Raw genomic sequence first — 12,476 nt, 5'->3', positions numbered from 1 at the left:
GGAGGTCCTCTTGGGGTGGTTCACCCTCCGGCGAGCGCCGGAGGGTGGGTGGCGGCTTACTTGCCCGACTTGATGGTGGTCCAGGTACGGGTCATTACGCGTTGCACCTTGGCCGGCAGGTCCGGGAAGGCGTAGAGCTTGGCCATGGTCTCCTTGCTCGGGTAGATGCCCGGGTCGGTGCGGATCGCCTCGTCCACCAGCGGGGTGGCGGCGGCGTTACCGTTCGGGAACTGCACGAAGTTGGTGATCTCGGCCATGATTTCCGGCTTCATCAGGAAGTTCATGAAGGCGTAGGCGGCGTCCGGGTTGGCGGCGTCGGCAGGGATCGCGACCATGTCGAAGAAGGTGCCGGCACCTTCCTTCGGAATGTTGTACGCGACCTTCACGCCAGCCTTGGCCTCGTCGGCACGGGACTTGGCCTGGTACACGTCACCCGAGTAGCCCACGGCCACGCAGAGGTTGCCGTTGGCCAGGTCGGAGATGTACTTGGAGGAGTGGAAGTAGGTCACGTGCGGACGGATCTTGAGGAACAGCGCCTCGGCTTCCTTGAGCTGCTTGGGGTCCTGGCTGACCGGGCTGTAGCCCAGGTAGTGCAGGGCGATCGGCAGGATTTCGGTCGGCGAATCGAGGAAGGAAACACCGCAGGATTTCAGCTTCTCGATGTTCTCGGGCTTGAACAGCAGGTCCCAGGAATCCACCGGGGCCTTGTCGCCGAGCACGGCCTTGACCTTGTCGACGTTGTAGCCGATGCCGATGGAGCCCCACATGTAGGGGAAGGCGTACTGGTTGCCCGGGTCGGAGACTTCGACGGTCTTCAGCAGGTTCGGGTCCAGGTTCTTCCAGTTCGGCAGCTTGGACTTGTCCAGCGGCTGATAGACCTTGGCCTTGATCTGCTTGGCCAGGAAGTTGTTGGACGGCACCACGATGTCGTAACCGGATTTGCCGGCCAGCAGCTTGGCTTCCAGGGTCTCGTTGGAGTCGAAGACGTCGTAGACGACCTTGATCCCGGTTTCCTTGGTGAACTTCTCGACGGTGTCCGGGGCGATGTAGTCAGACCAGTTATAGACGTGCAGCACCTTGTCTTCTGCCTGCGCCACACCAGCCACAGCGCCAGCGAGCGTCATGGCGAGCAAGGTCTTGCCGAAGGTTTTGAACATGCGGGTAGCTCCATTTGTTGTTTAAGTGTCCGAGCGGCGTCGCCACCGCCCGGTGAGCCTGGCCAACGCACTGGCGCAGTCTGGCAAGGTCAGGGGCGCGCTTACAACAGCTCGCGGGATGCGATTGTTTGCAAACTCGCCCAATTGCTCAACCCAGAACTGCACTCGCGGTGAGGTCGAGGCACTTGCGGGCCTTGGTCACCAGTTCGTCGATCTCGTCCTTACTGATCACCAGCGGCGGCGACACAATCATAGTGTCCCCGACCGCGCGCATGATCAGGCCATTGCGGAAGCAGTGCTCGCGGCACTGCATGCCCACGCCCAGATCGGTGAAACGCTCACGGGTCTTCTTGTTCTTGACCAGTTCCAGGGCGCCAACCATGCCGACCCCACGCGCTTCGCCAACCAGGGGATGGTCAGCCAGCTCCTGCCAGCGTTGTTGCAAATACGGTGCCGTTTCCGCCTTCACTTTCTCGACGATCTTTTCTTCGCGGAGGATGCGGATGTTTTCCAGCGCCACCGCGGCGGCAACCGGGTGACCGGAGTAGGTGAAGCCGTGGTAGAACTCGCCGCCCTGGTTGAGCACCTCGACCACCTCGTCACGGACGATCACGCCGCCCATGGGGATGTAGCCGGAGGTCAGGCCCTTGGCGATGGGCATCAGGTCCGGGGCGTTGCCGTAGTACTGGCTGCCGAACCACTCGCCGGTACGGCCGAAGCCGCAGATGACTTCGTCGGCGATGAACAGGATGTCGTAGCGGGCGAGGATCTCGCGGATCTTCGGCCAGTAGGTTTCCGGCGGCACGATCACGCCACCCGCGCCCTGGATGGGTTCGGCGATGAAAGCGGCAACGTTCTCTTCGCCGACTTCGAGAATCTTCTTCTCCAGCTGCTCGGCGGCCCAGACGCCGAACTCCTCGGGGGCCATGTCGCCACCCTCGCCGAACCAGTAGGGCTGGGCGATGTGGGTGATCCCCGGGATCGGCAGGTCGCCCTGCTCGTGCAGCGCCTTCATGCCGCCGAGGCTGACGCCGGCGACGGTGGAGCCGTGGTAGCCGTTCCAGCGGCCGATGACCACTTTCTTCTTCGGCTGGCCCTTGGTCGCCCAGTAGTGGCGGACCATGCGCAGCACGGTGTCGTTGGCTTCGGAACCGGAACCGGTGAAGAACACGTGGTTCATGCCCTCGGGCGCCAGCTCGGAAATGGCCTTGGCCAGTTCGATGACGGGCGGGTGGGCGGTCTGGAAGAACAGGTTGTAGAAGGGCAGCTCGCGCATCTGGCGGGTGGCCGCCTGCACCAGTTCCTCGCGGCCGTAGCCGACGTTGACGCACCACAGGCCGGCCATGGCATCGAGGATCTTGTTGCCCTCGCTGTCCCAGATGTAGACGCCGTCGGCTTTGGTGATGATCCGCGCGCCCTTGGCATTCAACGCCTGATAGTCGGTGAACGGCGGCAGGTGGTGGTCGCGACTGAGTGCCTGCCACTCAAGGGTCTGGGGGTTGGTCACTTGGCTCTTCATTATCTACACCTCTATGCAAATCTGGGTTGGCGTGCCGCGCCACGAACGCGGCACGCCGTTTGGATCAGACGGAAAGCAGCAGGAATTCACGCTCCCAGGAGCTGATGACCCGCTTGAAGTTCTCGTGCTCGGCGCGCTTCACCGCGACGTAGGCGCTGATGAACTTGGCACCCAGGAATTTCTCCAGGGGCTTGCAGTTCTCCAGGCGCTCGAGGGCGTCTTCGAGGGTCAGCGGCAGACGCAGGTTGCGACGCTCGTAACCACGGCCCTTCACCTGTGCGCTCGGCTTGATCTGCTCGACCATGCCTATATAGCCGCACAGCAGGCTGGCGGCGATCGCCAGGTAGGGGTTGGCATCGGCACCGGCCAGGCGGTTCTCCACGCGGCGGTTCTGCGGGGTGGCATCCGGGACGCGCAGGCCCACGGTGCGGTTCTCCTCGCCCCATTCCACGTTCACCGGCGCCGAGGTGTCGGGCAGGAAGCGGCGGAAGGAGTTCACGTTCGGGGCGAACAGCGGCAGCAGCTCGGGGATGAACTTCTGCAGGCCACCGATGTGGTGCAGGAACAGCTCGCTCATGGAGCCATCTTCATTGGAGAAGATGTTCTTGCCGGTCTTGATGTCCACCACGCTCTGGTGCAGGTGCATGGCACTGCCCGGCTGGTCGGTGATCGGCTTGGCCATGAAGGTGGCGGCGACGTTATGTTTCAGCGCGGCCTCGCGCATGGTGCGCTTGAACACGGTGATCTGGTCGGCCAGGGACAGGGCTTCGCCGTGACGGAAGTTGATCTCCATCTGCGCCGGGCCTTCCTCGTGGATGAGGGTGTCCAGATCCAGGTCCTGGGCTTCGCACCAGTCGTACATGTCCTCGAACAGCGGGTCGAATTCGTTCGCCGCGTCGATGGAGAAGGACTGGCGGCCGGTTTCCGGACGGCCGGAACGACCGATCGGCGCCTGCAGCGGGTAGTCGGGGTCGTCGCTGCGCTTGGTCAGGTAGAACTCCATCTCCGGCGCGACGATCGGGCGCCAGCCCTTGTCGGCGTAGAGCTTGAGCACTTTCTTGAGGATGTTGCGCGGCGACAGCTCGATGGGGTTGCCCATCTTGTCGAAGGTGTCGTGGATCACCATCGCGGTGGGTTCCAGCGCCCAGGGCACGAGGAACACGGCGTTCTCGTCCGGGCGGCAGACCATGTCGATGTCGGCAGGGTCCAGCAGCTCGTAATAAACGTCGTCCTCGACATAGTCGCCGGTGACGGTCTGCAGCAGCACACTCTCGGGGAGGCGCATGCCCTTCTCGTCGAGGAACTTGTTGGTCGGCGAAATCTTGCCCCGGGCAATGCCGGTAAGATCGCTGATCAAGCATTCAACTTCGGTGATTTTGCGTTCTTTCAACCAGCTTGTGAGCTGGTCCAACTTGGTAGTCATAAAGACCTCAGGGTGTGAGAGCTGCAACTGGTATAGCTGAGCTCAGCGTTGCCCCGCCCTCTTCCTGCAAGCCTCACCAAAGGCCTGGAAGATGGCGAGATAATCGGGATTGGAACGAACCTGCCACTCGGGGTGCCACTGTACTCCGAGCGCGAAACTCTTCGCGCCGACGACCGAGCAGGATTCGACCAACCCGTCAGGCGCCAGCGCTTCTACGTGAAGGCCCGGCGCCAGACGTTCAACGCCCTGGCCATGAATGGAATTTACGAGAATCTCCGCGGGCAAGCCGATGCCCGCGAGGATGCCACCCGGCTGGATCTGCACGGGGTGGCGGGTTGCATACTGCACGTCGAGCGGCTCATCGGCCGGCTCGCGGTGATCCATGAGGCCTACGACCGCATGCACCTTCTGGTGCAGGGTGCCGCCGAAGGCCACGTTCATTTCCTGGAAGCCCCGGCAGATGCCGAGCACGGGCACACCGGCGGCCACGGCGGCGCGCATCAGCGCAAGCGTGGTGCCATCGCGCTGCGGGTCGTGGAGGGTGCCGGGCTCGCTGGCCGGGCCTGAATAAAGATGGGGTTCGACGTTGGAAGGTGAACCGGTGAACAGCAAGCCGTCTAGACTGGCCAGAAGGGATGTCGTGTCGAGGAGCTCGCCGAGAGCCGGAATAATCAGCGGAACCCCGCCGGCGCCAAGGGCTACCGCACGAAGATACTTGTCACCCGCTATATGGTAGGGATGCAGACCGATCTGCTTGGTGCAGGCGGTGACGCCGATGAACGGCAGGCGAGACATGAGACACCCGTTTTATTGCTGTTATGGGTTGCGACCGAGCTTAGCGTTGTTCATTTTTTTACACAATAGGGCTGTAAAAAATCGAACACACCTCGCTGAGCGCCGCGTGCGCCATGGCCCCGAGAGGGGTCAGATGCCCCTCAAACGCCCCAAAATTGGCCATATGGCCCTGTTTTAGGGCAAAATGGGGCGCTATTGACATCGTTAGGGGATTCCGATTGACTCTCACCCTAGCGAACGTGTGATTGATATTTTTAACAAGAAAGGTGTTGCATCATGTCGGTACCCCCGCGTGCCGTTCAGCTTCAAGAAGCGAACGAGTTCCTTAAGGAACATCCTGAGGTCCAGTTCGTCGACCTCCTGATCGCAGATATGAATGGAGTAGTCCGAGGCAAGCGAATCGAACGCGCCAGCCTCCACAAAGTTTACGAAAAAGGCATCAACCTCCCCGCTTCCTTATTCGCCCTCGATATCAACGGCTCTACCGTTGAAAGCACCGGCCTCGGCCTGGACATCGGCGACGCCGATCGTATCTGCTACCCGATCCCCGGCACCCTGTGCGACGAGCCCTGGCAGAAGCGCCCCACCGCGCAACTGCTGATGACCATGCACGAGATGGAAGGCGAGCCCTTCTTCGCCGACCCGCGCGAAGTGCTGCGCCAGGTCGTCGCGAAGTTCGACGATCTCGGCCTGACCATCTGCGCCGCGTTCGAGCTCGAGTTCTACCTGATCGACCAGGAGAACGTGAACGGCCGTCCGCAGCCGCCGCGCTCCCCGATCTCCGGCAAGCGTCCGCAGTCCACCCAGGTCTACCTGATCGACGATCTCGACGAGTACGCCGACTGCCTGCAGGACATCCTCGAAGGCGCCAGGGTCCAGGGCATCCCGGCCGACGCCATCGTCAAGGAAAGCGCCCCGGCCCAGTTCGAGGTCAACCTCCACCACGTGGCGGACCCCATCAAGGCCTGCGACTACGCCGTGCTGCTCAAGCGCCTGGTGAAGAACATCGCGTACGACCACGAGATGGACACCACCTTCATGGCCAAGCCCTACCCGGGCCAGGCCGGCAACGGTCTGCACGTCCACATCTCGCTGCTGGACAAGCATGGCAAGAACATCTTCGCCAGCGAGGATCCCGAGCAGAACGCCGCATTGCGCCATGCGCTCGGCGGTGTGCTCGAGACCCTGCCCGCCTCCATGGCCTTCCTCTGCCCGAACGTGAACTCCTACCGTCGCTTCGGTGCGCAGTTCTACGTGCCGAACGCACCGAGCTGGGGCCTGGACAACCGTACCGTCGCCCTGCGCGTGCCCACCGGCAGCGCGGATGCGGTGCGTATCGAACACCGCGTAGCCGGTGCCGATGCCAACCCGTACCTGATGATGGCGTCGATCCTGGCGGGCGTGCACCACGGCCTGACCAACCAGATCGAACCCGGCGCCCCCATCGAAGGCAACTCGTACGAGCAGTTGGAGCAGAGCCTGCCGAACAACCTGCGTGATGCCCTGCGCGAGTTGGACGACAGCGAAATCCTGGCCAAGTACATCAGCCCGGATTACATCGACATCTTCGTCGCGTGCAAGGAAAGCGAGCTGGAGGAGTTCGAACACTCCATCTCCGACCTCGAATACAACTGGTACCTGCATACCGTGTAAGCGAGTCGAAAGACGCCGGCCCCAGGGCCGGCGTTTTTTTGTCTGCGATTCATCCCTTCCTCCCACCCGCGATCTCGGAAGGGCGCTGTGAGAACCGCGCAAAGGCCCGTTCCAGAGAGGCCCAGCCGCTGACATGCATCAACCTGCTGAAACATTTGCGCCGCAATAATGCGGCGTCAACCATCAGGGAGGACTCCATGCCCCGCTTCCTCGCACCGCTGCTGTTCGCGCTGCTGCCGACCCTGGCCAGCGCTGAAGACACCATCCGCGTCTACAACTGGAACGACTACATCGCCCCCCAGGTGCTCAAGGACTTCGAGCAGCAGACCGGCATCCGCGTGGACTACCACACCTTCTCCAGCGCCGAAGAGCTGCAGAAGATCATGGCAAGCGGCGAGGCCATCGACATCGTCGTGCCCTCCCACAACAACCTCCCCGAACTTATCAAGGCCGGGCGCCTGCAGGCCCTGGACTTCAGCCGCCTGCCCAACCGCCAGCACCTGGACAAGCAGCTGCTGAGCAAGCTCGCCGCCGTCGACCCCAACAACCAGCACGCCGTGCCCTATCTCTGGGGCGCCGTGGGCCTCGCGGTGAACACGCCCCAGGCCGAGAAGGCCTATGGCGGCCCGCTGCCGCCGAGCTGGAGCGTGCTTTTCGAGCCGGAGCAGAGCAAGCGCCTGGCCAGCTGCGGCATGAGCGTGCTCGACGCCCCGGACGAGGCCCTGTCCATCCTCATGACCTACCAGGGCCGCACCCTCGCCCGCACCGCCCCCAGCCGCCTCAAGCGCTCCGCCGAGCTGCTCACCGGCCTGCGCCCGAACCTGCGCTACATCGACAGCGAGCGCTACATCGAAGACCTCAACAAGGGCCAGCTGTGCGTCGCCATGGCCTGGGTCGGCGACGCTCTCAACGCCGCGGCCGCCGGCCAGCCGGTGCGCTTCGTGGTGCCCGACGAGGGCTCGGTGCTGTTCATCGACAACCTCGCCATCCCCACCAGCGCCAACCGCGCCGACCTCGCCCACCGCTTCATCGACTTCATGATGCAGCCCAAGGTCGCCGCGCAGATCACCACTGAAACCCTCTACCCCAACGGCAATGCCGACGCCCGCGAATTCCTCGCCGCCGGCCTGCGTGACCAGCCCGGCCTCTACCCGGACAAGGAAACCAAGCGCCGCCTGTTCGCCTTGGAATCCCTGCCCGACAAGCTCGGCGCCACCCGTGACCAGGTCTGGGCCGATTTCCGCGACGGGCACTGATACCCGTCAGCGTAGGCAGGCGCGCAAGCCGCTCTCCAGCGCCTCGCGCCCGGCGAACCCACGCCGGGCGATGAACACCAGGCGCATGCCGTCGTCCACCGTCCCGCTCACCGGGCTGAACTGGCTGCGCCGGCCCACCTGCTGCAACCACAGCGGCCCCTCGCCAGCCTCCAGGCGCACCCAGCCCTTGAGGCGGAACAGCGCATCCGGCAGGCCCGCCAGCCAGGCCCTCAGGCGCTGGGCCTCGAAGCGCCCCTCGCCTTCCCAGACCCAGGACTCGAACAACTGCCCATGGTCCGCCGTCGCCACCGGCGTCAGTGCGCCGGGCGTACGGCTCGGCGCGCCAGCGTCCAGCCACAGCGCATCCGGCAGATCGGCCTGCACCCCGACATGCAGCAACGCCCGCGCCGGCAGTGCTTCGCGCAGACGCTCCAGTTCCTCCGCATCCACCAGGTCGGTCTTGTTCAGCAGCAGCACATCGGCTGCCGCCACCTGGGCGCGGGCCAGCCGCGCGTATTCGCCGTCCAGCTCCAGGTGCCGGGTGGCGTCCACCAGGGTGATGACCAGGTCCAGCCGCAGCAGGCTGCGCAGCTGTGGATAAGCCAGGGTCTGCACGATGCGTTGCGGGTCGGAGACGCCGCTGCACTCGATGACGATGCGCTGCAGGCGCGGCTGCAACCGCGCCAGGCTGGCGAGCTGGGCCAGCAGGTCCTCCTGCACCGTGCAGCAGATGCAACCGTTCTGCAGGCTGTACACCGCATCGGTGACCTCGGCCACCAGCGCCGCATCGATGTTCAGCGCGCCGAAGTCGTTGACGATCACTGCCAGCCGGCTGCCCCCCGCGCGCTGCACCATGCGATTGAGCAAGGTGGTCTTGCCGGCACCGAGAAAGCCCGCCACCACCGTGACCGCGATGCGCTCGTCCATCATGGCTGTGCCTCGATCACCGGTGGCTCACCGCTCCACACCGCCTTCAGGCCAAGCCCGGCCAGCGCCTCCTCGCGATCATAGACCAGCTGCCCCTCGACGAAGGTCAGCTGCACCCGAGTGCGGTGGATGTAGTTGCGCGGCGGCTGGGCGAACAGGTCGCGGTCGAGCACGATCAGGTCCGCCGCCTTGCCCGCTTCCAGGCTGCCGGTGCTGCCCTCCAGGCCCATGGCGATGGCACCGTTGCGGGTGGCCACGCGCAGCGCCTGCTGCAGGGTGATCGGCTCGCCGAAGCAGGCCGGGTCGTCGTTCCAGGGGTTCTGCCGGGTGACCATGGTTTCCAGCGCCAGCCAGGGGTCGATGGACGCCACCGGCCAGTCGGTGCCGAACACCGCCGTGCCGCCCGCCTCCAGCACGCCCTTGAAGTCGTAGATGCGCTTGAGGCGCTCCTGCCCATAGCCCGAACGTGCACCGGTGGCGAAGGGCGTCGGGTACCAGGCGGCGGGCGAGAACTCGGCGATCACCTGCAGCTCCTGGAAGCGCTTGAGGTTACCGGGGTGCAGCAGCGTGCTGTGGGCGCACTGGTGGCGCACGCCACTGAAACCGTTGCGTCGGCGCGCCTCGGCCACCGCATCGAGGAACACATCGGAGGCACCATCGCCGGTGCAGTGGGCGATCACGCGGATGCCGCGGCTGTCCATGTCCACCAGCATGTCGGTGATGTGCTCGGGGGTGAGGTTGAGCTTGCCGCGCCAGTCCGCTTCGTTGGGCCAGGGCGTGAGCAGGAAGGACGAGCGCGGCTCCACGGTGCCGTCGAAGTGGAACTTCACCGCGTTGGCGCTGAGGCGGGCGCTGCGGTAGTAGTGACGCTCGCCGCTGAGCAGCTCCCAGCGCCGACGCACCGGGAAGATATCGTCCTGCCAGCTGATCGCCGCCTCGATGCGCACCGTCAGCTCACCGGCGTCATCCAGTTCCTTCAGCGCCTGCAGGCGGTGCTCGCAGACGTGCACGTACTTGCTCGCCGTCACCCCCCGCGTGCTCTGGAAATGCACGCCATCGCGGTAGGCCTGGCGCAGCACCGCCACCGGGGTCGGCGGCATGGCGGCGTGGATCATCGCGTAGGCGCCATCGATCATCAGGCCGGTGGGTTCGCCGGTGAGCTCATCGCGCTCCAGGTAGCCGTTGCGCGGGTCGGGGGTGTGGCGATCGATGCCGGCCAGCTGCAAGGCCTTGGAGTTGACCATCATGGTGCCCCACATGCGGTCCAGCAGCGCCACCGGGCGGTCCGGCATCACCTGGTCGAGCCAGGCCCGCCCGGGCACCAGCCCCGCCTCGCGGAAGGTGTAGCGCACCCAGTACTGGCCGTGGATCCAGCCATCACCGGGGTGGGAATCGGCGTAGGCATGGATCGCCGCCTCCAGTTGCGCGGGCGTCGGGTCTTCGATGCCGACGTCCAGGTCATCGCTGTAGCGCGGCGCCAGGGCCAGGTCCGGGTGGGTGTGCATGTCGTGCAGGCCGGGCATGCAGAAGGCGCCGCCGAGGTCATGCACGCGGGTGGCCGGTCCCTTGTAGGCCTGCACGGCGGCGCGGCTGCCCACGGCGAGCAGGCGGCCATCGCGGATGGCCACCGCCTCGGCCCAGGGCTGCGCCGGGTCCAGGGTGCAGATGCGACCGTTATCGAGGATCAGGTCGGCAAAATGGCCAGTGGCCGAATGGGTCGAGGTGAAGTTGTCGGCGTCAGTCATGGCGGCACCTTGTGATTTTCGGGCGTGGCCAGGCCCGGCGCAGAAATGCGCCGTGAGCCTGGTTCGGTCAGGGGTTGCGGTGGGTCAGCGCTGGCGTTGCAGGCGCTCGATGAAGCCGGCGATGCGTCGGCAGGCCTCTTCCAGTTCGGCATCGGAGACGGTGAACGAGAGCCGCACGAAGCCCCGGCAGCTGGCGCCGAAGGCTTCGGCGTCGAGCACCGAGACCCCGGTCTCGCGGAACAGCTGCCAGGCGAAGTCCATCCCCGAGAGGCCGGTGCCGCGCACGTCCACCAGCATGAACATGCCGGCCTCCGGCACCTTGCAGTGCAGCAGCGGCACATCGGCCAGCGCGCTGGCCACCAGGTCGCGGCGGCGGCGATACAGCGTGCGGGCCGCACCGACGATCTCCTCGTCCAGCTCCAGGGCCTTCAGCGCGGCGGCCTGGATGAAGCCCGGCAGGCCGTAGATCATGCACAGCATCAGGTTGTCGAGGTGGCCGATCAGCTCGCTGGGGGCCACCACCCAGCCCACGCGCCAGCCGGTCATGGCGTGGGATTTCGACAGGCTGTTGAGCACCACGGTGCGCTCGGCCATGCCCTCCAGGGTGGCGATGCTGCGGTGCGGGCGGTCGTAGGTGAGCTGGCCGTAGACCTCGTCGGACAGCACCCAGAGATCATGGCGCCGGGCGACCTCCGCCACCGCCTCCAGCTCCTCCAGGGTGTAGACGTTGCCGGTGGGGTTGTTCGGCGTCGCCAGGGCGATGCCCCGGGTGCGTTCGCTAAGCACCGCCTCCAGCGCCTCGACGGTAAGGCGGAAGTCCCCCTCCGCCGGCTGCGCGATGCTCACCAGGCGCGCGCCGGACGCCTGGATGCTGGCGGCGTAGGTCAGGTACATCGGTTCCGGCACCAGCACCTCGTCACCGCCCTCGAACAGGCACATGGAGGTGGCGTAGAGGCCGTTTTGCGCCCCGGCGACCACGGCGACGTTGTCCACTTCCACGGGGATGCCCAACAGCGTGCGTTGCTTGGCGGCGATCGCCTCGCGCAGCGGCGTGCGGCCGATCACCGCGCTGTAGTGGGTGTCGCCCTGGCCCAGGGCCTCGACGGCGGCGGCGCAGATCGGCTCGGCGGTGGCGAAGTCCGGGTCGCCGATGCTCAGCACGATGGCGCCCTCGCCCCGCTCCTGGGCTTCGCAGGCGGCGTAGTGGATATCCCAGGCGCTGACGGTTTCGCCACTGATGCGCTGGACCAGGGATGAGTAGTTCATGCAGTGCTCCTCGCCGGCTCGCGCCGGCGTGCAAAGGGGTTCAGGCCTGGCGCTGCGGCGTCCTGCCGACGCGCGCGAAAGCCTGTTCGATAAGGAAGGCCAGGACGATGTAGACCACCGCCACCACCAGCAACGGCTCGTAGACGCGCAAGGTCTGCGAGCGCACCAGGTTGGCCGCGCCGAGCAGATCGGTGACCGCCACGGTGGACGCCAGGGCGGTGGACTTGAGCAACATCACGCTCTCGCCAGCCAGGGTCGGGCGCAGCATCTGCAGCGCGCGGGGCATCCACACCCGGCGCAGCACCTGCCAGGGCCGCATGCCATAGGCCCGCGCCGCCTCCAACTCGCCCCGGGGCACCGCGCGCAGGCCGCCGCGCAACACCTCGCCGACATAGGCGCCGACGCTCAGGGTCAGGGCGAAGGCGACATACCAGAAGCCCTCGCGCAGGTAGGGCCAGAGCAGGCTGTGGCGGATCAGCGGGAAGGTGGCGAAGACGCTGCCGACGCCGTAGTAGAGGATGTAGATTTGCACCAGCAGCGGCGTGCCCCGCAGCACGCTGGTGTAGAAGCGCGCACCACCCGACAACAGCGGGTTGCGCGACAGCCGTGCCAGGGCCACGGCCATCGCCAGCAGGAAGCCGAAGAAGGCCGAGATCAGCAGCAACTGCAGGGTCAGCACCGCGCCGCGCGTCAGCTCACCGGTAAAGCCATTCAACCAGGTGAAGTCCATGAGCC

The 12,476-nt window shown here is 65.6% G+C and carries 10 protein-coding genes; 2 read left to right on the top strand and 8 right to left on the bottom strand.

Annotated elements, in window-relative coordinates; genetic code table 11:
- Positions 1-56 precede the first annotated feature (56 nt).
- From PI990_RS01545 to PI990_RS01530, 4 genes are all read right to left on the bottom strand, one after another.
- Positions 57-1,157 (bottom strand): polyamine ABC transporter substrate-binding protein, encoded by a 1,101-nt coding sequence (locus tag PI990_RS01545; RefSeq protein WP_271659638.1) that lies wholly within the window; start codon positions 1,155-1,157, stop codon positions 57-59.
- A 148-nt stretch (positions 1,158-1,305) separates the two neighbouring features.
- Positions 1,306-2,676 (bottom strand): aspartate aminotransferase family protein, encoded by a 1,371-nt coding sequence (locus PI990_RS01540; protein WP_021218247.1) that lies wholly within the window; start codon positions 2,674-2,676, stop codon positions 1,306-1,308.
- A gap of 64 nt (positions 2,677-2,740) precedes the next feature.
- Positions 2,741-4,099 carry a glutamine synthetase family protein gene (locus tag PI990_RS01535; RefSeq protein ID WP_021218246.1) on the bottom strand — a complete coding sequence of 453 codons (1,359 nt, stop codon included), beginning with the start codon at positions 4,097-4,099 and terminating at the stop codon, positions 2,741-2,743.
- Between the two features lie 42 nt (positions 4,100-4,141).
- On the bottom strand, positions 4,142-4,894 hold the full coding sequence (locus PI990_RS01530; RefSeq protein ID WP_271659637.1) for a gamma-glutamyl-gamma-aminobutyrate hydrolase family protein: 753 nt from the start codon (positions 4,892-4,894) through the stop codon (positions 4,142-4,144).
- 276 nt (positions 4,895-5,170) lie between these two features.
- Between PI990_RS01530 and PI990_RS01525 the strand changes: the two genes are divergently transcribed.
- Both PI990_RS01525 and PI990_RS01520 read left to right on the top strand, forming a co-directional pair.
- Positions 5,171-6,547: a glutamine synthetase family protein gene (locus PI990_RS01525; RefSeq protein WP_021218243.1), complete on the top strand. Its 1,377-nt coding sequence runs from the start codon at positions 5,171-5,173 to the stop codon at positions 6,545-6,547.
- Positions 6,548-6,744: 197 nt separating this feature from the next.
- The gene (locus PI990_RS01520; protein WP_184488322.1) at positions 6,745-7,803 is read left to right on the top strand and encodes a polyamine ABC transporter substrate-binding protein; all 1,059 of its coding nucleotides are present in this window, start codon (positions 6,745-6,747) and stop codon (positions 7,801-7,803) included.
- 6 nt (positions 7,804-7,809) lie between these two features.
- Here PI990_RS01520 and PI990_RS01515 read toward each other — a convergent pair whose 3' ends face one another.
- The 4 genes from PI990_RS01515 to PI990_RS01500 form a co-directional block, all read right to left on the bottom strand.
- Positions 7,810-8,733, bottom strand: coding sequence for a CobW family GTP-binding protein (locus PI990_RS01515; protein WP_271659636.1), 924 nt, complete (start codon positions 8,731-8,733; stop codon positions 7,810-7,812).
- Positions 8,730-10,475, bottom strand: a complete 1,746-nt coding sequence (locus tag PI990_RS01510) for an amidohydrolase (protein ID WP_271659635.1) — start codon at positions 10,473-10,475, stop codon at positions 8,730-8,732. Before PI990_RS01510 ends, PI990_RS01515 begins: the two co-directional genes overlap by 4 nt.
- An 84-nt stretch (positions 10,476-10,559) precedes the next feature.
- Complete coding sequence (locus PI990_RS01505; RefSeq protein ID WP_271659634.1) at positions 10,560-11,741, bottom strand: pyridoxal phosphate-dependent aminotransferase; 1,182 nt, start codon at positions 11,739-11,741, stop codon at positions 10,560-10,562.
- A 40-nt stretch (positions 11,742-11,781) separates the two neighbouring features.
- A complete protein-coding gene (locus tag PI990_RS01500; RefSeq protein ID WP_271659633.1) occupies positions 11,782-12,471 on the bottom strand; it encodes an ABC transporter permease in 690 nt (229 codons plus the stop codon).
- Positions 12,472-12,476: the final 5 nt, after the last annotated feature.

The organism is Pseudomonas sp. TUM22785, from assembly GCF_028198105.1.
Lineage (GTDB): Bacteria > Pseudomonadota > Gammaproteobacteria > Pseudomonadales > Pseudomonadaceae > Metapseudomonas > Metapseudomonas solani.
Note: the sequence above shows the minus strand (reverse complement) of the source record. Positions and strands in the feature narration are given on the sequence as shown.

Coding starts and splice junctions, on each gene's coding strand:
- PI990_RS01545 (WP_271659638.1), bottom strand. CDS start 1,157: ATGTTCAAAACCTTCGGCAAGACCTTGCTCGCCATGACGCTCGCTGGC.
- PI990_RS01540 (WP_021218247.1), bottom strand. CDS start 2,676: ATGAAGAGCCAAGTGACCAACCCCCAGACCCTTGAGTGGCAGGCACTC.
- PI990_RS01535 (WP_021218246.1), bottom strand. CDS start 4,099: ATGACTACCAAGTTGGACCAGCTCACAAGCTGGTTGAAAGAACGCAAA.
- PI990_RS01530 (WP_271659637.1), bottom strand. CDS start 4,894: ATGTCTCGCCTGCCGTTCATCGGCGTCACCGCCTGCACCAAGCAGATC.
- PI990_RS01525 (WP_021218243.1), top strand. CDS start 5,171: ATGTCGGTACCCCCGCGTGCCGTTCAGCTTCAAGAAGCGAACGAGTTC.
- PI990_RS01520 (WP_184488322.1), top strand. CDS start 6,745: ATGCCCCGCTTCCTCGCACCGCTGCTGTTCGCGCTGCTGCCGACCCTG.
- PI990_RS01515 (WP_271659636.1), bottom strand. CDS start 8,733: ATGATGGACGAGCGCATCGCGGTCACGGTGGTGGCGGGCTTTCTCGGT.
- PI990_RS01510 (WP_271659635.1), bottom strand. CDS start 10,475: ATGACTGACGCCGACAACTTCACCTCGACCCATTCGGCCACTGGCCAT.
- PI990_RS01505 (WP_271659634.1), bottom strand. CDS start 11,741: ATGAACTACTCATCCCTGGTCCAGCGCATCAGTGGCGAAACCGTCAGC.
- PI990_RS01500 (WP_271659633.1), bottom strand. CDS start 12,471: ATGGACTTCACCTGGTTGAATGGCTTTACCGGTGAGCTGACGCGCGGC.